This window comes from uncultured Flavobacterium sp., from assembly GCF_963975515.1.
Taxonomy (GTDB): domain Bacteria; phylum Bacteroidota; class Bacteroidia; order Flavobacteriales; family Flavobacteriaceae; genus Flavobacterium.
The window spans coordinates 1-21,143 of record NZ_CAXBGY010000016.1 but is presented as its reverse complement, the minus strand read 5'-3'; the positions used below and the strand labels follow the sequence as shown (position 1 = coordinate 21,143).

Below are 21,143 nucleotides of genomic sequence, written 5' to 3'. Positions count from 1 at the left end.
TACGTTATGAAAAAAACTTTACTTTTAATTTTATTAGCTTTTAATTTATGTTTTTCTCAAACTGGAATTGAAATTAGATTAGTTAACGCAAGTGTTGGAGGTATGTATCCTAATACAACTCCTCCCTATACATTATCTAATGATACAGGATTAAACTTAATCCTTCAAAATCATAATGCGTATACTTACAATTTGAGGGGTGGTTATCCTTTACCAGGTTTGACTAATAGAATTATGTATACAGAATGTAGTAATTGTAATGGGACAAACTTTCTAAATGATTTAATAGCATATAACTCAGTAATAGAAAGTGCTTCATATGCAGATTATAATTATTTTAGTGATGCTATTTATTCAAGATTAACTGATGGAACAATTGGAGTTCCAACTGGATTAAACTCTAATAATATAATAACTACAAATGATGCTGGTTTAAATCAAATATTTGTAAATCACAATGTATACTATTACACACAAGCATCTACAACAACAACTAATCCTGACTTATTAAAAACATATATTGTAGTTTGTAATTGTGATGCAACATTATTAAGAAATGATTTAAACGCATACAATACTGTAATAAATTTAACTGAATATATTAATCCGAGTTATCTTTTAAATTCTAAAAATTTTAATAAAAAAGAGACAATAGTTTATCCAAACCCTTTTCAAAGTATAATTACAATTGATACAGATTTTGCAATAAAAAACTATACTGTTATTGATTTGATTGGAAAAAAAATAATTGAAACCGAGTCAAAAGATGAATTAAATACTGAATTAGCAAAATTAAATTTGGGCACTTATTTATTACAACTTCAATCAGAAGATAATAATATTGTTACAAAAAAAATAATTAAAAATTAATCACTTCTTTTTAGTCATTTTATAAATCAACCAAGCAAATCCTACAATGAAATGAAGTAAAACTATTGCAGCAACAATATAAATAAAGGTATTTGAATTATCTCTCATTTTTTTATTGTAAAGTTAAACTTCTTTGAAAAAATATTTTGCATCATTTGTTACAAATCTGCATTTATTTCAAAACAAAATTCTACTTTTGTGTAAAGTATATTTTTTTATGCAGCACTTACCAAAAGCCCTTTTTTTTACGCTTCTTTTCTTGGGTTTAACCCAATGCAAAAAAACAGAAAACATAGCAAAAGCTACTGTTAACGAAAACCAGATTGTTCATGCAGAAGGTTTTTCTATAGTTGAATATGATGACTTTTCAATTCTAAAAGTAAAAAACACATATCCAGAATCTGATGAAACTTTTACTTATGTTTTGCACAAAGAAAACGTAACCATTCCTGATAGTTTACAACAATTTATAGCAATTCAAGTTCCTGTTCAAAAAATAATTGTTACCTCAACTACACATATACCTTCTCTTGAAATGTTAGGTGTCGAAAATACATTGGTTGCTTTTCCTACTTTAAAATACATTTCTTCTGAAACCACAAGAGAACGTATTGATCAAGGAAAGGTTAGAGAAATAGGTAAAAATCAAGGTTTAAATACAGAAGTAATTCTAGATTTAAATCCAGATATAATTGTAGGCTACAGTGTTGATGGTGATATAAAAACCTATAAAAACCTAGAAAAAAGCGGACAAAAAGTAATTTTCAATTCAGATTGGACAGAAAAAACACCTCTAGGAAAAGCAGAATGGATTAAGTTCTTTGGTGCTTTATATGATAAGAAAGAAAAAGCCTCTGCCGAATTTGAAGCTATTGAAGAAAGCTACAATAAAGCTTTAAAATTAGCACAAAAAGCCGAAACAAAACCCACAATTTTTGCTGGATCAATTTATGAAGACCAATGGTTTTTACCACAAGGAGATAGTTGGGCTGCTCTATTCTTAAAAGAAGCTAACGGAAATTACCTTTGGGCAGACACAGAAGGCACTGGCAGTTTAGCTTTATCTTTCGAAACTGTTTTAGACCAAGCAAAAGATGCTGATTTTTGGATTGGACCAGGACAATTTACTTCTATCGATGAAATTTTAAAAGACAATAAAAATTACAAATTCTTTAAAGCTGTTGAAACTAAAAATATTTATTCTTTCAGCACCAAAAAAGGAAAAACAGGTGGCGTTATATATTATGAATTAGCACCAAATCGACCAGATTTAGTCTTAAAAGACATGATTAAAATATTACATCCAGAACTTTTACCTAATTATGAATTGTTCTTTTTTGAGCAATTGCAGTAAATTCTCCTCCTTTGGAGGGGTGTCCGAAGGACGGGATGGTTTTTCTTAAATTAAAATACTTTGTATTATCTTTGAGCATTGCTAAAAATTTAATTCAACTAATGCCAAATACAAAAAAACATTTCATACTATTTATAGCACTTCTTGTTGCCTTAGTACTTTTGTTTTTTGTGAATATTAGTTTAGGTTCTGTTACAATTCCAAACGAAGAAATTTTAAAAGGAATTTTTAGCCAAAAAATGAACAAGGAAAGCTGGGAAATCATTCTCTATAATTTTCGTTTACCAAAAGCATTTACAGCAATTTTAGTTGGAATGGCACTTTCAATTAGTGGCTTATTAATGCAAACTTTATTTAGAAATCCTTTAGCTGGACCTTATGTTTTAGGGTTAAGTTCGGGTGCAAGTTTAGGTGTTGCATTTGTGATTTTAGGTACTGGAATTTTACCTAGTTTTCTTTCCAATTTATTTCTAACTTCATACGGAATTGTAGTTGCTTCTGGTTTAGGAAGTGCCTTAGTATTAATGGCTGTTTTATTAGTATCCAAAAAACTTAAAGATACTATGGCAATTTTAATTGTCGGATTAATGTTTGGAAGTTTTACAAGTGCAATTGTTTCTGTTTTAACTTATTTTTCAACGGCAGAACAATTACAAAAATTCACCTTTTGGTCATTAGGAAGTTTAGCCAATTTGAGTTGGAATGAAGTCAGTTTATTAGCAATTTTAACTTTCACTGGATTAGGAATTAGCTTTTTAGTCATCAAACCATTAGACGCTTTACTTTTAGGAGAACGTTATGCCAATAGTTTAGGAATAAATTTCAAAAAAACTCGAATTTTAATCATCATAGCGACAAGTATTTTAGCAGGAAGTATTACAGCTTTTGTTGGACCAATTGCCTTCATTGGATTAGCGGTTCCACATATGGCAAAGTTATTATTTCAAACTAGCAATCATTTGACTTTATTTTGGAGTACGATTTTATTAGGTGCAATCATTTTATTATTTTGTGACATAATAGCGCAATTACCAGGAAGTGATTTAACTTTACCTATAAATGCAATAACATCAATGATTGGAGCACCAATTGTTATTTGGTTGTTGGTTAGAAAGAAAAATTTTAGCTAATTACGCAGAGATTCGCAAAGAAACACAAAAAAACTCAGAGTAACTCTGTGTAATACTTTGAGAAGCTTTGTGTAACAAAAAAACAAATGAACAAAAAAGTCCTACATACAACAAACCTAACAATTGGATATACCTCAAAATCCAACACAACAACTATTGCAAAAAATCTAAACATCAATTTATCTTCTGGAAAATTAATTGGATTAATTGGTGCTAATGGAATAGGAAAATCAACTTTACTTAAAACAATTACAGGGATAATTAAACCCTTGGAAGGTAGTGTTTTTATTAATGACAAACTAATAGAAACCTTCAAGCCTGAAGATCTAGCTAAAGAATTAAGTATTGTTTTAACCGAACACCTTCCTCCTAGCAATTTAACCGTTTATGAAATTGTAGCTTTAGGAAGACAACCTTATACCAATTGGTTAGGAACACTTTCAAATGATGATAAATTAAAAATTGATGAAGCAATTGCATTAACTGAAATCGATTCGTTTCAACATAAAAAACATTATGAAATTAGTGATGGACAATTGCAAAAAACTTTAATTGCAAGAGCTTTAGCACAAGACACAGATTTAATCATTTTAGACGAACCAACTACACATTTAGACTTAGTCCATAAAGTCACTTTACTAAAATTACTTCAAAAATTAACGCACGAAACAGGCAAAACAATTTTATATTCCACTCACGATATAGATTTAGCCATTCAATTATGCAATGAAATGATTGTCATTACAGAAAATGAAATCTTTCAAAACCAGCCTTGCAACTTAATTGAAGATGGTGTTTTTAATACTATTTTTAAAAATGAAAACATCCAATTTGATGCTTTTCATGGAAAGTTTAACATTAAATAAAACTTACATTTTGTTTAATACTTTATAAGTAAAGAATTCGTAATTTAGTAAAAAATATCAAGTCATGTCAATTAAACAAATAAGCGCAATAGTTCTTTTATTTTCAACTATTTATACCCAAGCACAATTAAAAGCGGTTGCTTACTCAGACGGAAATCAAAAATTAGAAGGATTTTTAGCAACTCCAACAAAACCAAATGCTAAAAAAGCAGGTATAATTATTTTACATGCTTGGATGGGAATAAGCGATCACGAAAAAGAAAGTGCTGAAAAATTAGCCGAATTAGGATACTATTCCTTCGTGGCTGATGTTTATGGTCTAGGTAACAAACCAGAAAACACAAGTGAAGCAGGAAAATTAGCGGGTTACTATAAAACAGATTTTTCTTCCTATCAAAAACGAATTCAATTAGCTGTTGATCAATTAGTAAAAGCTGGAGCAAATGTCGATGAAATTGCTGTAATTGGCTATTGCTTTGGAGGAACAGGTGCTATTGAAGCTGCTCGTGGTGATTTAAAAGTAAAAGGTGTAGTTTCTTTTCATGGTGGTTTAGGAAAAGATGGTAGTCGTTTAGCCAAACCAATAACGGCAAGAGTTTTGGTGCTACATGGAGCTGATGACCCTTATGTTCCTGCAAAAGAAGTCAGTGCTTTTGAAGACGAAATGAGAACATCAAAAGCTGATTGGCAATTAAATATTTATGCAAATGCTGTTCATGCTTTTACACACAAAGATGCTGGAACAGACAACAGCAAAGGTGCTGCATACAACGAAAAAGCAGATAAAAGAAGTTGGGAAGCCATGAAAATTTTCTTTGACGAACTTTTTAAGTAATTCAAAAAAATATAAAATAAGCCTGAATTTTTTCAGGTTTATTTATTTAAAGCAATCTGCCTTTTAGCTTCACCAATTAAAAAAGTAACTGAATTAGCTAAATTGTAACTTCGTACATGTTCAGAAATCGGAATTTTTAAATAATTAGAAAACTGAGCTAGAACTTCTTCACTCAAACCAACACTTTCTTTTCCAAAAACCAACCAATCACCATCTTGAAATTCTTGTTCTAAATAGGATTTTTCAGCATGAGAACTCATTAAAAAAACTCTTGACAAATCAGGAATTTGAGCTTTCCATTCTGCAACTGATTGATATTCTTTCCAATCTAAATGCACCCAATAATCTAAACCAGATCGTTTTAAATTCTTGTCATTAATTTCAAATCCAAACGGATGAATTAAATGCAAACGACTTTCTGTTCCAACACATAATCGTCCAATATTTCCAGTATTGTTTGGTATTTCGGGTTCTATTAAAACTATGTTTAGCATTATTAAATTAATTATGAATTGTAATTTATGAATTGTGAGTTAAATATTGATTTATTAAATTGTAATTAATATTGTAATTTTTCCACTTCAATAACTTCTCCTGTATTTAATCCTTCTAAAGTCGTATTGCCTATTCTTATTCTAACTAATCGCAAAGTTGGAAACCCAACAGCTGCTGTCATTTTTCTAACTTGACGAAATTTTCCTTCGGTCAAAGTTAACGAAACCCAACTCGTTGGTCCGTGTCTTTCGTCTCTAATTCGTCTTCCTTCACCAATATAATTTGGTAATTCGTAAATCAAATGCGCTTTACAATTTCGGGTTAAATATTTGGAACCATTTATTCCAATTTCTACACCATTTGTCATTTCATCAACTGCTTCTTGCGTTATAATTCCATCAACTTGAGCATAATATTCTTTCTCCACTTTTTTACTTCTAACATCTGCACTAACTTTTCCATCTGTAGTTAAAAACAATAAACCCTCTGAATCTTCATCCAAACGACCAATTGCCATTGTACCTTCAGGAAAATCGAATAATTCACCTAATAAACGCTTTTTTCGTTTTTGTTCATAGATAAATTGACTCAGATAACTGTGTGGTTTGTGTAGAAGAAAATGATGATGCATCATAAAATGAATTTTGGCAAAAATACATTAATAAGTCAAAAAAATGATAATTGTTGATTAACGATTTTTGAATGCAGAAGTAAAAAATCGAAAGTTCTCAATATCTGAACATCTATTATCCAAAAATCTTATTATTTTAGTAACTTTACCTAAATTTTAATATATGAATGATTCGTTACTTATTCTTATCACATTTCTAGTAGCATTAGCTATTGGTTTTTTTATTGGAAAATTACTTCTAAAAGCGCAATCACAATCTGAAAAATCGGGTTTAGAAGAAAAAGTAAATGGTTTAACAAATCAAATAGAAGCACTTAAAAATCAATCTATTTCTGATAAAACACAGTTTGAAAAAACGTTACTTCAAGTGAATAACGAAAAAGAAACGATTCGTACAGAAAAAGAAGTTTTAGCCATTCAATTATCTAAAAAAGAGGTTGATTTTGAAAATCTTTGGGAACGAAATAAAGAACAGAAACAAGAAGTAGAACAACTTCAAGAAAAATTTACCAAAGAATTTGAAAATTTAGCCAACAAAATTTTAGAAGAGAAATCAAATAAATTTACAGAACAGAACAAAGAGAATATGAAAAATATTCTTTCTCCTTTGCAAGAAAAAATTCTTCATTTCGAGAAAAAAGTAGAAGATACTCATAAAGAAAGCATTGATTATCATGCAGCGTTACGTCAACAGATTTTGGGTTTACGTGACATGAATGAAAAAATGAGTAAGGAAACAATCAACCTAACGAAAGCCTTAAAAGGTGATAGCAAGTTACAAGGAAATTGGGGTGAATTAGTTTTAGAACGCGTTTTAGAAAAATCAGGTTTAGAAAAAGGCCGTGAATATGAAGTCCAACAAAGCTTCACTAATGAAGAAGGAACGAGAGTTCTTCCTGATGTAATCATCAATTTACCTGACGGAAAGAAAATGGTTGTCGATTCAAAAGTGTCTTTAACAGGTTATGAACGATTTGTAAATGAAGAAGATGACGATTTAAAAGCTATTTACTTAAAAGAACACGTGACCTCAATTAAACGTCATGTGGAGCAATTAAGTGCTAAAAATTACCAAGACATTTATCAAATGGAAAGTCCAGATTTTGTCTTACTTTTTATTCCAATTGAACCTGCTTTTGCATTAGCGTTAAATGACGATAATACCTTGTATAATAAAGCTTTTGAAAAAAATATTGTAATTGTAACACCTACTACTCTATTAGCAACATTACGTACAATTGATAGCATGTGGACCAATCAAAAACAGCAAGAAAACGCTATTGAAATTGCTCGTCAAGCTGGAGCACTGTATGATAAATTTGAAGGTTTTGTTTCTGATTTAATTAAGATTGGAAAGAAAATGGATGAAGCCAAATCTGAATATGGAAATGCAATGAATAAGCTTGTTGAAGGAAAAGGTAACTTAGTTACAAGTGTTGAAAAATTGAAAAAAATGGGTGCAAAGGCAAAGAAAGCTTTACCTGAAACTATAATAAAAAGAGCAAACGAATTAGAAGAAAATTTAATTGATAAGGAAGAAAATTATGAGCAAATTTAAAAAAGTATTAATCTACAGCACTTTGTTTATTGTGTTGTTTATTGCTGGTTATTTCACATTTGTGTACTACGTACCTTATAGTGAAGGTATTCGTTCGGGTGAATTAATCAAAATAAGTACAAAAGGATACGTTGTAAAAACTTGGGAAGGAGAAATTAGTCAAGGAATTTCTGGTGCTCAAATTTTTACTTTTTCAGTAATGGATAATAATCCCGAAGCTATTGAGAAATTAAAAGAACTACAAGGTCAATATGTAAAAGTTGAATACGTAGAACGCTATAGAACATTTTTTTGGTGGGGAGATACTCGCTATTTTATAAAAAATGTTTATGCAGAAAAATCTCCTCATTTTAACAACTAAACATGACACAAAAAACTAATACAGTTAACAATTCTAAAATAACTTTTACTGAATTAATGCTACCATCACATTCCAATTTTAGCGGAAAAATACATGGTGGTTATTTATTACAATTGATGGATCAAATAGCATTTGCAAGTGCTTCCAAATATTCGGGTCTATATTGTGTAACAGCTTCCGTTGATACTGTGGATTTTTTAAATCCTGTTGAAATCGGTGAGTTATTAACGTTAAAAGCTTCTGTAAACTACGTTGGTAATAGTTCAATGGTTGTCGGAATTAGAGTTGTTTCAGAAAATATTAAAACTGGAATAATCAGGCATTGCAATTCAAGTTATATTACAATGGTTGCAAAAGATGAAGAAGGAAATAATGCAAAAGTACCCACTTTAATACTTTCAAGCTTAGAAGATGTTAGACGGTTTTACGATTGTGTCATCCGAATAAATCAAAAAAAGAAAAATAAAATTCTAGAAGATAAATTTGATCATACATCAGAAAAATCACTTGACAATCTATCAAATTATAATGTTAAGTTGCTGATTAAATAACAATTACTGTAAATTAAGTTTGAATTTAATTCATTTTATCTTAAAAAAAATTATATTTGTTATGTAATATAAAATTTTATAGAATGAATAAAATCTACTATTTAATATTTTTTTTTCTTGGTTTAACTTTTATTTCATGTTCTTCAGATGAAGATGATGTATATATTGAAATACCTATTGCAGAAATACCTGTTTCTGTAAATTTAGAAGAAGTTCCTTATTCGAAATTATCTGATTATCATTTTTTTAAAGATGAACTAAAAAACCATCTACCTACAACTGGTGTTCTACCTTATGAACCCGCTTCCTCTTTATTTGCTGACTATGCTCATAAAATGCGTTTTGTTTGGCTGCCAAATGGAACAACAGCAACTTATAATGGAGATGATAATGTATTTGAATTCCCAGTTGGAACGGCTCTTTTAAAAACTTTTTATTATGACAATGTTCAACCAAACAACACAAGAAAAATAATTGAAACTAGATTACTAATAAGAAAATCAGACGGTTGGAAAGCTTACGACTATATTTGGAATACTGAACAAACAGAAGCGTTTTTAGACACGGTTGAACAAGGAGTGTTTATTCCTATTGAATGGAAAGAAAATGGCATTACAAAAACCACAACTTATAAAACACCTTCTCAAACGGAATGTTTAACTTGTCATAAAATAAACCCTAACCAAACAACTGGTGGAGAAATAACTATTCCAATTGGTCCAAAACCTCAAAATTTAAATACCAATTATAATTATTCAACCGGAAGTCAAAACCAAATTGCCAAATGGAAAAGTATTGGCTTTTTAGGAAATGATGTTCCTAATACTTCAACAATTTACTCAGCTGTCGATTGGAATGATACTTCAAAAACATTAGAACAAAGAGCACGATCTTATATAGATGTCAATTGTGCACATTGCCATAGAACCGGTGGACATTGTGATTATGTTAGTATGCGATTTAATTTTAGTAATACTAATTTAGACACTTTCGGAGTTTGCATGACACCTTTATTTTATATAGAAAATGGCCCTTTTGTAATAAATGGTGGTGATGCTAATCATTCCGAGTTAATCCACAGAATGAACACAACAGAAGGTGCTACAATGATGCCTATAATAGGCCGCACAGTAATTCATAATGAAGGAATACAATTAATTAGTGATTGGATAAATTCTTTACCAGCAGATTGTCACTAAAAAAAGATGAAAACATGAAAAAAATTACAATCCTATTTTACTTTTTAATAAGTTTTCAAATAACAGTTGCTCAGGACACTTGTGATACTGCTCCAACTATTGGAGTTGGAACACATACAGTTGCAGCTGTAAACGGAACTCAAATTCCAACTCCTGATTGTATTGGATCTGGAAATCCAACTGCTGGTGAATGGTATAAATATATTCCAACACAAGCTTATACCGTTACTGTAACAACAGATTTAGCCGCTAATATTTGCAAAGACACTAGATTACATATTTACGGAGGAACATGTACTAGCTTATCATGTATTGCAAGTGATGATGACTCAGGTGTTTTACAATGCAATAGTGGAAATACAAATTCGTATTTATCAACAGTAACATTTAATGTAACAGCTGGAACAACCTATTATATAGCTTTTGATAATCGCTGGAGTTCAGCAGGTTTTGATTTTCAAATAATAGAAACACCAATTATTGTTCTTCCAATCAGTTTTACCTCTCAAAGCATTTCATCAAGTTCAACTATTTGCTGTGTTGTAGATATGAATGGTGATTATTTAGATGATATTGTAACTGTAGGAGCTACTTCAATGACAATTTTACATCAGCAAACAAGTGGAGGATTTATTTCTTCAACAATTGCTTTACCTGGATTAACAACAACTCCAAGCTGGAGCATTACAGCTGGAGATTATGACAGAAACGGTTTTAATGATATAGTTTTTGGAGGTTCTAGTAGGTTAACCATTGTAAAAGCAAATGCAACGGGTACAAATTATACCGAAGTATCTTATCCTCAAAATATTTTTACTCAAAGAGCTAATTTCGTAGATATAAATAATGATGGACATTTAGATTTATGGGCTTGTCATGATGTGGCTCAAAGTCACGCTTACAGAAATACAGGGAGTGGAGATTTGGTTTTTGACATTTCTTTAATGCCAACTTTAGCTGTTGGAGGAAACTATCAATCGATGTGGACTGATTATGATAATGATGGTGATATGGATTTATATATTGCAAAATGCCGTGGTGGTGCTCCTGTTGGTGATCCACAAAGAATTAATTTATTATATAAAAATAATGGTAACGGAACATTTACAGAATCTGGTGCAATTGCCGGATTAAATGATGGCTCACAATCTTGGTCAACAGCTATTGAAGATTTTGACAATGATGGCGATATGGATTTTTTATTATCAAACATTTCAGACACCAATAAATTCTTTAGAAATAATGGTGATGGAACATTTACAGACATTTATGCAACAACTGGAATAGCCGCACAAGTTGGTTCTTGGGAAGTACAAGCCGTTGATTTTAATAATGATGGCTGGGTAGATTTCTTTTGGCAAAATGGAAAAGAAATTTATTTAAACAACGGTGATTTAACTTTTACTGGTTATGATTTAACTTTCAGCGAAGGTGGAATTGGAGATTTAAACAATGATGGCTTTTTAGATGTTCAATATGGTGGAAATGTTTATTATAATGTTCCAAATGCAAACAATTGGATTAAAGTTAACTTACAAGGAGTTGCCAGCAATAGAAATGGAATTGGAGCAAGAGTAGAAATTTATGGTGCCTGGGGAAAACAAATTAGAGAAATAAGAAGTGGACACGGATTTAGTCATCAAAGTACTATGAATGCCCATTTTGGAATTGGAACAGAAACTGCAATAACACAAGTTATAATTCATTGGCCTTCTGGAACTGTTGATGTAATTAATAATCCTTCTAGTAATCAAGCTCTGACCGTAGTTGAAGGTTCTAGTCCTTTAAGTGTTGTGAATTCTGAATTAAATAAAATCATTATTTATCCAAATCCAACATCAAAAACGCTTTCAATTTCTAATGCAAGTCAACTAAGTATTAAAAATATTTCAATCTATACTACTCAAGGAAAAATTGTAAAAAACATTCTTTATGAAAACGATACAATTTCTGTAGAAGATTTAGCTGAAGGTTTATACATTTTAACGATACAAACCGAAGATGGCAAAAAATATTCTGAAAGTTTCTTAAAGAAGAATTAAATTAGTCAAGCCTTTATAAAAAATAGTCTTTTATTTACAAAAGACTATTTTTTTTGCAAATCATATTGTGATTTTTTATATCATTGTAACTTATTTATGACTTATGAAAAAAATAGTATTTCTATTCATTCTTTTAACTGGACTTTTTGCTATTGCACAAAAAAATATCGATCCAACTCCAGAAGATATTAAGCTAGCTAAATCGTTAAGAGTAAAATATGACAAATCCGATATTGTTATTCTAAAAAGCGAAGAAAACGTGAGTTTTGCCATTAATAAAAGTATTAATTCTGTTGAAGTAAATTACAAAATAAATGAAAATTTAATGAACATCAATCACAGAGCTGATATTTCAAAATATGAGTTTTATGATAGTGAATCTGAAATAAAAACATTTAGTATAAAATACAGAAACAATAAAACTGCTGCCTTTTATCCAAAAGATGAATTTTACAAAAGCAATGATTTATTCTATAATGATGCCAAAGTAAAACATGTACAATTAGACTTTCCTGTTCAAGGCTATTCGTATGATTATGAAATGGAAAAGGAAATTAGAGATATTAAATATTTCACAAGCATTTACTTTAATGATGAATATCCAGTAATTGAAAAAACAATAACAATTAAAGTTCCAAAATGGTTAGAATTAGAAATTAAAGAATTCAACTTTAATTCTTATGATATTAAAAAAACCACAACTCCTGATGGAGATAATAAAATCTATAAATATGTCATAAAAAACATGGATCCATCTGTAAAAGAAAACAATGCTCCAGGTCCAAGTTATTTGTATCCTCATGTTTTATTTATTGCCAAATCATACACAGAAAAAACAGAAAAGAAAACACTTTTTAACAGCACAGCAGATTTATATAAATGGTATAAATCATTAGTAGATTCTATGAAAGATGAGCCAGCTATTTTTGCAAATAAAGTAAAAGAATTGACTAAAGATGCAAAAACTGATGACGAAAAAATTAAAAACATCTATTATTGGGTACAAGATAACATAAGATATATTGCTTTTGAAGACGGAATTGCAGGCTTTAAACCCGATGATTCTCAAAATGTTTTTGAAAAACGTTATGGTGATTGCAAAGGAATGGCGAATCTTACCAAACAAATGTTGAAATTAGCTGGTTTTGATGCAAGATTAACTTGGATTGGAACAAATCATATTGCTTATGATTATAGTATTCCTTCTTTATCTGTTGATAATCATATGATTTGCACCTTAATTAAAGATGGCAAAAAATACTTTTTAGATGGAACAGAGAAGTTTAATTCATTTGGAGAATATGCTGAAAGAATTCAAGGAAAAGAAGTGTTAATTGAAGACGGAAACAAGTTTATTATTGACAAAGTTCCTGTACAAAAATCAATAACAAATTCAGAAAAAATAATCACTAACTATAAAATTGAAAACGAAAATTTAACAGGTTCTGTAAACAAAGAGTTTATTGGAGAAAGTCGCGCAACATTTTTATATCAATACAACAATGTTAAAAATGATAAAAAAGAAGATGCCTTAAAATGGTTTTTATCCGGAAACGACAAAAATTATAACATTTCAAATATTATAACTTCAGATTTAAGTAACAGAGATCAAAAATTAAATATTTCTTATGAAACAAAATTAGCGAATCATGTTTCTAGTTTTGATAATGAAATGTATGTTGATTTAGATTACGACAAAGAATATAAATATTTAGACTTAAAAGAGCGTAAAAAAGACATTATGTTCGATTATAAATCACATGATGATATTACAATTATTTTAGAAATTCCTACAGGTTATAAAGTATCAAGACTTCCTACAAACTTTGAAATAAATAACGAAGATTATACTATTTCCTTAAAATATGAAGTAAAAGGAAATACTATTATTTATCATAAAATGTTTGATTTTAAAAAACCTATTCTAAAATCTTCAAAATTTGAAGAATGGAAAAAAAATCATTTACAATTCACAAAAAATTACTCCGAACAAATCGTTTTAACTAAATAAAATCAGATTCATAATTCCATGAAAAAAATACTTACTTTTCTATTTTTAGGCTTATTTTTTATTGCCAATGCACAAGATAAAAACAAAGTCAAAGAATTTTTTTGGGGTGCAAATGATACCTACAAAAAAGTCACAACTATTCCAGAAAAATATAAAAACGAATCCGCTGTTGAAATCATTAAATTTGAAGATTATGATTATCACAAATTTGGTAAAAGCGTCACCTTTACTTCATCCTATAGAAAACGTATAAAGCTGTTAGATCAAGCAGCTGTTACTGAGTTTTCTGAATTTTCATTTGAAAAAGATGGTGCTGTTGGAATAAAAATTATTAAACCATCAGGTAAAGAAGTAGAAATTGACATTGAAAAAGAAGCTAAAATTGTAGATAATTACAAAAAAATTGCTGTTTCAGGACTTGAAATTGGTGATATTATTGATTTTTATAGTCAATATGTTTCTAATTCTTATTCAATTGAAGCGTTTGGTTTTGAACCTGTTGAAAGCACTTTAGGAAGTACCTATCCTATTATGAATTACAAATTAATTTTTCAAACAGAAAATGATTTTTTTGTAAATTTCAATACCTATAATGGTGCACCACAATTAAAAGAAATTCCAACAAAAAAAGGTAATGAAAGAAGATATGAATTAGAAGCACAAGACATTCCAAAAAATGATTTTCCGCGTTGGTTTTTGCCATTAGTAGAACTGCCATGTTATAAATTTCAGGTATTTTTTGCTCGTTCAGGGAAATTTGAAGAACGTGCTGAAGCCTTTTTACCAGAGAAAGAAAGCATAGTAAAATCTGTTGTTTCTAAAGAAGATATTTTTAACTTTTATAATACTAAATTCTCTCCAAGTGGTGATATTGATGTAATTAATGATTTCTTAAAAGGAAAAACATTTGATTCTCAAGAAGATAAAGTTAAAGCAGTTTACTATTTTACAAGACATCAATTTTACACAAGATATGTTGAAGCTTTTGTAATTGATGAAGCTAAAATCATGTATCCATTTGATCTTTATGGCTATAATCCAACGTTCTTTACCAAAGAACAGCCTTTTATAAATTATTTCATGCAATTCCTTAAAAAGAACAGAATTGATTATGATATCATTGTTTCTACTGGAAGAGAAAATGGTCCAATAAAAGATATTTTAATTCAAAGCAACACAAAGATTCTTTTAAAGATATACACTGAAAACCCAATTTATTTCGGGTTATTCACACCATATTCATCTCCCGAAATGTTTGCTTACGAAATTGAAAACACAAATGCATATGCCTTAAAAGTATCCAAAAACAGAAAAGTAGATGACATTGAAAGCATAAAACTTCCCGAATCTACTTATAAAGACAACATTTCAAAAGTTACAACAAATATAACTTTAGCTTCAGATTTCAATACAATTAATGTTGCTAAAACATCATCATTATATGGTCACAATAAAGAGTTTGAACAAGAATCTAAAATACTATTTTATGATTATGTAAATGAAGATTATGAAAAATATGGCACAAAACCATTATTAGACATGGTGAGTAATAAAAAGAAAAAAGAACAATACAAAAAAGAGTATGAGGCTTTAATTAAAAAAATTAAAGACAACAAAAATGAAAAATTTAAAACTGAAGCTGAGCAAGAATATGGCGTTAAATTAGACAAACACGAACTAGTTATTAAAAACACAGGAAGATTTGGAAAAAATGATCCTTTAACCTATGATGAAAAATTTGTAATTACTAACAGTTTAATTAAAAAGGCTGGTCCAAATTATATTCTTGAAATTGGAAAATTCATTTCATCACAAGTTGACATTGAAGATAAAGAAAGTAAACGAACAAATAACATTTATTCTATTTTTCCAAGAAGCTATGAATATACAATTAACCTCGACATTCCAGAAGGATACACAGTTGCTGGATTAGAAAAAATAAACGTGTCCGTTGAAAATGTTACTGGGAGTTTCAAAACTGTAGCAGAAATTAAGAACAACAAATTGTCAATTGTTACATCAAAATGCTACTATCATTCGTATGAACCAAATGCTAATTGGAGTAAGATGATAGAATTTCTAGATGCATCTTATCAATTTTCACAAGAAAAGATACTACTCAAGAAAAATTAAAAAAGTACAAAAAAGTTAAATTCATATTAGATTTTGATCTGAAATAAATAATCTAATTTATTTTTAATATATTTATAAAAAATTTTATACTAAACAAAATGAAAAAAATTAAACAGATTTCAATTTGCCTTTTGCTATTAGTTTCTATTAGTTCAATCGGTCAAGTAATGACTAGTGGTGTTGTAAAATACAAAATGACTAGCGATAACGAACAAATGGCTATGATGGGAGACATCATAATGACAAACTATTTTGACAATGAGAATGTTGCTGTAGAAGTTGATATGATGGGTGGAATGGTTTTAACTAAAATCTACAAAAAAATAAACGATCCAAAATCTACAAAAATGACAATGGATGCAATGGGTAACAAATACGAAATTACTGGAATAGATGAAAATGCTTCTAAAGGTGTTGACATGGCAGATTTAGATAATATAGCAACAGTTACTTTCGACAAAACTGCAACAAAAGAAGTTGCTGGTTTTAAATGTTATAAAGCTACTGTAACATACAATGACGATAAAACAGGAGAGTTTTACATAACTGATGATATAAAAATGATGTCTTCTGCTAAAGAATCTAAATTAAAAGGATTTCCTTTAGAAATGAAAATTGTTACTCCAGAAGCAACATTAGAGTTAAAAGCAACTGAAGTTTTTAAAGTTGTATCAAAAGACGCATTCATTGTTCCTGCAGGATTTGAAAAAGTAACCATGGAAGAATTTCAAGAAAAAATGGGAGGCTAAGTTTTAATTTACCTACTAAAAAGCACAAAAGCACACTATTTATTTATTGTGCTTTTTTTTTATCACAAATAAGAACCCTTTAAGTATCAAAAAAGCAGTAATTCTTTAAATTTAAATTCTTTAAAAAAAACAGAAAACAATCTTGATTTGTATTTGCAAATAGTGTAAATTTGATTTACTAAACGCCAAAAAATCAACTATATGCCAAATTCATTTTCCTTTAAATTGGGAACACACAATGACCAAAAAGTTATTTTTATTCAGTTTGAAAAAAACTATCTATTAACCCAAGAAGTTAAAAGTTGGGTTGGGCATAAATATAGCATAACCAATAAATGTTGGTATGTTCCAGATGTTCAATTTTATAGAGAAAAATTCGGAATTTCCCCTGAAAAAGAGATGAGTTCTTTTTTAGCATCTAAAATTTCAGAATTTCATCAAAAACAAATAAAAAAAACAAAAGCAACCATACAAATAAAAGGCTATAGTGAAAATACAATAAGAAATTATTGCAGTGAATTAATTCAATTTTTCATATATATTCAACCCAGAGAAGCTACAGAATTAAAAACTGAAGACTTAAAAAACTACGTTTGGTATTGCATTACAAAATTAAAGCTGACAGAAAACACCATACATAGTCGAGTAAATGCTTTAAAATTTTATTATGAAAAAGTACTTAATTATGAAAAATTTGCCATAGAAATTCCGCGACCAAAAAAACATTTAAAACTACCTAAAGGATTTAATATAGAAGAAATTAAAAGAATTTTAGCAGCTACACCAAACTTAAAGCATAATACTATTTTAAAATTAATTTATGGAATGGGCTTAAGAGTTTCAGAAATCATAAATTTAAAGATAAATGATATCGATAGTATAGAAATGCGTGTTTTTATTGAGAGAGCCAAAGGAAAAAAAGATCGTTATGTTAATTTACCCGAAAGTGTTTTAGAGCAGCTTCGCTCCTATTATATAGCGTACAAACCCAAAGAATATTTGTTTGAAGGACAATATGGTGGACAATACACAACGAGGAGTGTGCAACAATTTTTTAGAAAATCGTTAGATAAAGCTAACATTACTAAAAAGCAAGGAGTTCATAGTTTGCGACATAGTTATGCCACACACTTATTAGAAAACGGAACAGACATTCGATTTATTCAAGAATTATTAGGACACAACAATATAAAAACAACATTATTATATACACAAGTAACAGATTTAAGTTTAAGAAAAATAATTAGTCCATTAGATAATTTGTAAGAAAACAATTTATATATTTGACTAATGAGAAAATATAAAAAAATAAAAACGAATTTCGTATTTTGATATATATTCTCATAAATAACTAATTAACAGTATATTACGTATTTAAATGGTTTTTAGGTTCGTATATATAAGAGTTGTGGTTCATGGCATTGAAAATAATTTTCAAATCAACATTTTTGGAAATTTCAACCTGAACGAAGTAAAATTTTGTTTCTGAATTCTTGAAAATTTTGTATCAATTTTTGTAGAAAATCTAACCTGAAAAACTTTGCGATTCTTGAACTTTGTCGAAAATTATTTTGCGAATATAATGTGTTTAATGTAAAAACCTAAAACTGAACTTTGTCGAAAAGTTTACTTGAATTATTTTGCGAAAATTCAATAAAATCATCAAAACATTAAATCATTAAAATATTTAGTTTTTAACGTAAGAAATTCTGAAAATCATTTATTCATCAAAATCATTTTAAAAACAAAAGACTGAACTTTGTCGAAAAGTTTGCGTGAAATTTGTTGCGGAATTTCTATGCAGAAAAGCTTTGTGTTGAGAGTTTGAATTCAACTTACATAAATTCATTCTGAATTGACGCAATTTGAATTTAAACAGCCACGAAACCACAACAACGGTTTTGTTCAATTTTGCAGGCTTGGTCTTTTTTTATTTTGGTAATTTCTAAATCAAAAATTTGTTTATATTTGTTAAGGCTTGGTGCTTAATCAGCAAAACTGAAACAAAGCCGCTAACCGTTGGCGGTAATTCTAAAACACTAAACTAAATTGAAACATAAATGGAAATAATCAACATCGAAAGTTGGAATAGAAAAGAACATTTTGAATTCTTTTCAAGAATGGCAAGCCCATATTTTGGAATAACAACTGAAGTTGATTGTACTATAGCTTATGATAATGCGAAAGAAAATGGAAATTCATTTTTTGCCCATTATCTTCATAAGTCTATGATTGCTGTAAATTCTGTAGAAGAATTGAGATTAAGAATAGTGGATAATAAAGTGGCGTTATTTGAGAAAATAAATGCTGGCGCTACAGTCGGAAGAGCAGATGGAACTTTTGGATTTATTTTCGTCAATTTCTCTGATGATTTTGAAACTTTTAATAAAGAACTGCAAAACGAAATTCAGACAGTACTCAACTCAACTGGACTAAGATTAAACGATGACGATATAAAGAAAGATTTAATTAGGCACTCAACTATTCCTTGGACTTCATTTACAGGATTATTGCATCCAACAAACTTTGATAGGACTGAATCAGTTCCAAAAATTACATTTGGAAAATTTAGCATTCGAGAAGGAAAGAAATATCTTCCGGTATCAATTGAGGCACATCATGGATTAGTTGATGGTTTTCACTTGGCAAAATATTTAAGTGAATTCCAAAGGCAACTTGATAAAGAATAAGAACTACCGCCAACAACGGTTTGCAAAAATTGGGGCTTTAGTATTGAATTTAAAGTTTATTTTTACTTTTGAATTCAGTACTTAATCAAAAGTTTTGGGCATATTTTCCCCCAACTTCTGCAAGCCGCAATCCGTTGGCAGTAATTATATACACAAAACCTTAAAAATAAAATGAAAAAAATCAAGCTTTCTATAATTTTTTTAATGATTTTCAGCTATTCTAAAGGCCAAAACTTAAGTTACGGTCCAATACTTGGATTTAATGCTTATGATATAAGTATAGGTGGACCAATAAATGACGGAGCTGGATATAGTGGCTTAAATTTTGGTGGATTTCTGGAACATCAATTCAATAGTAGTTTTGGAGTTCGAGGAAACATAATTTATAATAACATAAAGGAAGGCAAGCATTATGTGGTAACTGGAAATCAGATTACAAGTTATTTATTTGATAAAGCTGAAATCCAATCACTACAAATACAAACACTTTTGAAATATGATGTTAATAAAGATTATAATAAAGGGTTTTACATAATTGGAGGCTTCAGAATGTCAAATATTCTAAATGTAAAATTAGATGGTCAAAAAAATGAGGACTTTTATAAAAGAGAAAGTTTTGGTGCTATGTTAGGTTTTGGAGTAAATTTTGCCAAACATTTTGGTTTAGAATTAATTCCTGAAATAAATTTAACAAACCCAATTAATTCTAAAATAAACAAATCTAGAAATATTGGTGGTTATCTAAACTTAACATTGAATTTAGAATCTATTATTAAAAAATAACTACTGCCAACAACGGTTTTGTTCAATGGCTTGGGCTTGGTTTTTCCTTCGGAAAAACCGCTATGATTCGTAATTTTGTTTATATTTGCTTTGGTCAGTGTTTAATCACAAGCCACTGAAACAAAGCCGCTAACCGTTAGCTGCAATAAAAAAAACGCTTATAAATGAAACATATCCTAAAGTTGTTGTTTATTACAGTTTTTGTGTTATTCTCTTGCTCAAATAAAGAAAAGAGAAAAACAGAAAAAAATGCTAATGTAAGGGAGCGAATAAAGGTCATTAAATTGGGTGAAGGCAGAACAATTATTTTTCCTGCTGAATATGCTAAAAAAATCCTAACTCATCCTAACAAAGTGACTGGTGTTTTTACTCCTGATGTAGAAACTATTAAATATATAGAAGAAAACTTACCTTCAAATTTTGATTCTATACTAGCACCCTTTCAAAAAAACTCAAGTTTACGTCTATTTAAAAAAGATTTAGCAAAGTATGATAAACAATTTTTAGGATATACTAATTCAAAAAAAGATAGTTTAATAGTTGGATATATTGTCAACCTTGAATCTGATCCATATAAAATAAAGCCAAGACTAGAAAAAGAATTTTGCTTGTGTTTAGATGGATGGTGTTACACTAATACATGTGAGTTTATATTTAATAAAAAAACCAAAAGATTTGGAAACAGCAATTCCGAATGAAACTACTGCAGCTAACAACGGTTTGTAGCAATTGCTTGGCTTGGTCTTTGTTTGAATTTTCTCCGAAAATTCATTAGGAGTTTTGTACTTGTGAAATTAAGTGCTAAATTTACGCAACTGCCACAAGCCGTCAAACGTTAGCGTTCATAGCCAAGAAAAAATTATTTTCAAAAGAACTTCTCTCCTA

19 protein-coding genes are annotated in these 21,143 nt (G+C 29.2%); 17 read left to right on the top strand and 2 right to left on the bottom strand.

Going from position 1 to position 21,143, the window contains the following annotated elements:
* Positions 1-6 precede the first annotated feature (6 nt).
* From AAC008_RS14005 to AAC008_RS13985, 5 genes are all read left to right on the top strand, one after another.
* Positions 7-870, top strand: a complete 864-nt coding sequence (locus tag AAC008_RS14005; protein WP_339890047.1) for a T9SS type A sorting domain-containing protein — start codon at positions 7-9, stop codon at positions 868-870.
* A 217-nt stretch (positions 871-1,087) separates the two neighbouring features.
* Complete coding sequence (locus AAC008_RS14000) at positions 1,088-2,224, top strand: ABC transporter substrate-binding protein (RefSeq protein WP_339890045.1); 1,137 nt, start codon at positions 1,088-1,090, stop codon at positions 2,222-2,224.
* A 101-nt stretch (positions 2,225-2,325) separates the two neighbouring features.
* On the top strand, positions 2,326-3,354 hold the full coding sequence (locus AAC008_RS13995; protein WP_339890043.1) for an iron ABC transporter permease: 1,029 nt from the start codon (positions 2,326-2,328) through the stop codon (positions 3,352-3,354).
* 86 nt (positions 3,355-3,440) lie between these two features.
* Positions 3,441-4,220, top strand: coding sequence for an ABC transporter ATP-binding protein (locus AAC008_RS13990; protein WP_339890041.1), 780 nt, complete (start codon positions 3,441-3,443; stop codon positions 4,218-4,220).
* A 64-nt stretch (positions 4,221-4,284) separates the two neighbouring features.
* Positions 4,285-5,055 (top strand): dienelactone hydrolase family protein, encoded by a 771-nt coding sequence (locus tag AAC008_RS13985; RefSeq protein WP_339890040.1) that lies wholly within the window; start codon positions 4,285-4,287, stop codon positions 5,053-5,055.
* A 38-nt stretch (positions 5,056-5,093) separates the two neighbouring features.
* Here the strand turns inward: AAC008_RS13985 and AAC008_RS13980 are convergent, their stop codons facing one another.
* Both AAC008_RS13980 and AAC008_RS13975 read right to left on the bottom strand, forming a co-directional pair.
* Positions 5,094-5,549 (bottom strand): tRNA (cytidine(34)-2'-O)-methyltransferase, encoded by a 456-nt coding sequence (locus tag AAC008_RS13980; protein WP_339890039.1) that lies wholly within the window; start codon positions 5,547-5,549, stop codon positions 5,094-5,096.
* A 65-nt stretch (positions 5,550-5,614) separates the two neighbouring features.
* Entirely contained in the window at positions 5,615-6,181 is a 567-nt protein-coding gene (locus AAC008_RS13975; protein WP_339890114.1) for a pseudouridine synthase, read from the bottom strand.
* 163 nt (positions 6,182-6,344) lie between these two features.
* Here AAC008_RS13975 and rmuC point away from each other — a divergent pair, with 163 nt between their 5' ends.
* From rmuC to AAC008_RS13915, 12 genes are all read left to right on the top strand, one after another.
* Positions 6,345-7,739: a DNA recombination protein RmuC gene (rmuC, locus tag AAC008_RS13970; protein WP_339890038.1), complete on the top strand. Its 1,395-nt coding sequence runs from the start codon at positions 6,345-6,347 to the stop codon at positions 7,737-7,739.
* Positions 7,726-8,100 (top strand): 6-phosphogluconate dehydrogenase, encoded by a 375-nt coding sequence (locus tag AAC008_RS13965; protein WP_339890037.1) that lies wholly within the window; start codon positions 7,726-7,728, stop codon positions 8,098-8,100. Before rmuC ends, AAC008_RS13965 begins: the two co-directional genes overlap by 14 nt.
* A 2-nt stretch (positions 8,101-8,102) precedes the next feature.
* Positions 8,103-8,651 carry an acyl-CoA thioesterase gene (locus AAC008_RS13960; RefSeq protein ID WP_339890036.1) on the top strand — a complete coding sequence of 183 codons (549 nt, stop codon included), beginning with the start codon at positions 8,103-8,105 and terminating at the stop codon, positions 8,649-8,651.
* An 83-nt stretch (positions 8,652-8,734) separates the two neighbouring features.
* Positions 8,735-9,850, top strand: coding sequence for a hypothetical protein (locus tag AAC008_RS13955; RefSeq protein WP_339890035.1), 1,116 nt, complete (start codon positions 8,735-8,737; stop codon positions 9,848-9,850).
* Positions 9,851-9,864: 14 nt separating this feature from the next.
* Entirely contained in the window at positions 9,865-11,892 is a 2,028-nt protein-coding gene (locus AAC008_RS13950) for an FG-GAP-like repeat-containing protein (protein WP_339890034.1), read from the top strand.
* Between the two features lie 103 nt (positions 11,893-11,995).
* Complete coding sequence (locus tag AAC008_RS13945) at positions 11,996-13,903, top strand: transglutaminase-like domain-containing protein (RefSeq protein WP_339890033.1); 1,908 nt, start codon at positions 11,996-11,998, stop codon at positions 13,901-13,903.
* Positions 13,904-13,921: 18 nt separating this feature from the next.
* Positions 13,922-16,036, top strand: coding sequence for a hypothetical protein (locus tag AAC008_RS13940; protein WP_339890032.1), 2,115 nt, complete (start codon positions 13,922-13,924; stop codon positions 16,034-16,036).
* Positions 16,037-16,134: 98 nt separating this feature from the next.
* Entirely contained in the window at positions 16,135-16,785 is a 651-nt protein-coding gene (locus tag AAC008_RS13935; RefSeq protein WP_339890030.1) for a hypothetical protein, read from the top strand.
* A gap of 201 nt (positions 16,786-16,986) precedes the next feature.
* Positions 16,987-18,051 carry a tyrosine-type recombinase/integrase gene (locus AAC008_RS13930; protein WP_339890029.1) on the top strand — a complete coding sequence of 355 codons (1,065 nt, stop codon included), beginning with the start codon at positions 16,987-16,989 and terminating at the stop codon, positions 18,049-18,051.
* Between the two features lie 794 nt (positions 18,052-18,845).
* Positions 18,846-19,475: a chloramphenicol acetyltransferase gene (locus tag AAC008_RS13925; protein ID WP_253114208.1), complete on the top strand. Its 630-nt coding sequence runs from the start codon at positions 18,846-18,848 to the stop codon at positions 19,473-19,475.
* 171 nt (positions 19,476-19,646) lie between these two features.
* Positions 19,647-20,258, top strand: coding sequence for a porin family protein (locus AAC008_RS13920; protein ID WP_339890027.1), 612 nt, complete (start codon positions 19,647-19,649; stop codon positions 20,256-20,258).
* Between the two features lie 164 nt (positions 20,259-20,422).
* Complete coding sequence (locus tag AAC008_RS13915) at positions 20,423-20,956, top strand: hypothetical protein (RefSeq protein WP_339890025.1); 534 nt, start codon at positions 20,423-20,425, stop codon at positions 20,954-20,956.
* The last annotated feature ends 187 nt before the right edge of the window (positions 20,957-21,143 follow it).

What these genes read in the sequence shown, in the direction of transcription:
- AAC008_RS14005 (WP_339890047.1), top strand. Translation starts at nt 7, where the DNA reads ATGAAAAAAACTTTACTTTTAATTTTATTAGCTTTTAATTTATGTTTT.
- AAC008_RS14000 (WP_339890045.1), top strand. Translation starts at nt 1,088, where the DNA reads ATGCAGCACTTACCAAAAGCCCTTTTTTTTACGCTTCTTTTCTTGGGT.
- AAC008_RS13995 (WP_339890043.1), top strand. Translation starts at nt 2,326, where the DNA reads ATGCCAAATACAAAAAAACATTTCATACTATTTATAGCACTTCTTGTT.
- AAC008_RS13990 (WP_339890041.1), top strand. Translation starts at nt 3,441, where the DNA reads ATGAACAAAAAAGTCCTACATACAACAAACCTAACAATTGGATATACC.
- AAC008_RS13985 (WP_339890040.1), top strand. Translation starts at nt 4,285, where the DNA reads ATGTCAATTAAACAAATAAGCGCAATAGTTCTTTTATTTTCAACTATT.
- AAC008_RS13980 (WP_339890039.1), bottom strand. Translation starts at nt 5,549, where the DNA reads ATGCTAAACATAGTTTTAATAGAACCCGAAATACCAAACAATACTGGA.
- AAC008_RS13975 (WP_339890114.1), bottom strand. Translation starts at nt 6,181, where the DNA reads ATGCATCATCATTTTCTTCTACACAAACCACACAGTTATCTGAGTCAA.
- rmuC (WP_339890038.1), top strand. Translation starts at nt 6,345, where the DNA reads ATGAATGATTCGTTACTTATTCTTATCACATTTCTAGTAGCATTAGCT.
- AAC008_RS13965 (WP_339890037.1), top strand. Translation starts at nt 7,726, where the DNA reads ATGAGCAAATTTAAAAAAGTATTAATCTACAGCACTTTGTTTATTGTG.
- AAC008_RS13960 (WP_339890036.1), top strand. Translation starts at nt 8,103, where the DNA reads ATGACACAAAAAACTAATACAGTTAACAATTCTAAAATAACTTTTACT.
- AAC008_RS13955 (WP_339890035.1), top strand. Translation starts at nt 8,735, where the DNA reads ATGAATAAAATCTACTATTTAATATTTTTTTTTCTTGGTTTAACTTTT.
- AAC008_RS13950 (WP_339890034.1), top strand. Translation starts at nt 9,865, where the DNA reads ATGAAAAAAATTACAATCCTATTTTACTTTTTAATAAGTTTTCAAATA.
- AAC008_RS13945 (WP_339890033.1), top strand. Translation starts at nt 11,996, where the DNA reads ATGAAAAAAATAGTATTTCTATTCATTCTTTTAACTGGACTTTTTGCT.
- AAC008_RS13940 (WP_339890032.1), top strand. Translation starts at nt 13,922, where the DNA reads ATGAAAAAAATACTTACTTTTCTATTTTTAGGCTTATTTTTTATTGCC.
- AAC008_RS13935 (WP_339890030.1), top strand. Translation starts at nt 16,135, where the DNA reads ATGAAAAAAATTAAACAGATTTCAATTTGCCTTTTGCTATTAGTTTCT.
- AAC008_RS13930 (WP_339890029.1), top strand. Translation starts at nt 16,987, where the DNA reads ATGCCAAATTCATTTTCCTTTAAATTGGGAACACACAATGACCAAAAA.
- AAC008_RS13925 (WP_253114208.1), top strand. Translation starts at nt 18,846, where the DNA reads ATGGAAATAATCAACATCGAAAGTTGGAATAGAAAAGAACATTTTGAA.
- AAC008_RS13920 (WP_339890027.1), top strand. Translation starts at nt 19,647, where the DNA reads ATGAAAAAAATCAAGCTTTCTATAATTTTTTTAATGATTTTCAGCTAT.
- AAC008_RS13915 (WP_339890025.1), top strand. Translation starts at nt 20,423, where the DNA reads ATGAAACATATCCTAAAGTTGTTGTTTATTACAGTTTTTGTGTTATTC.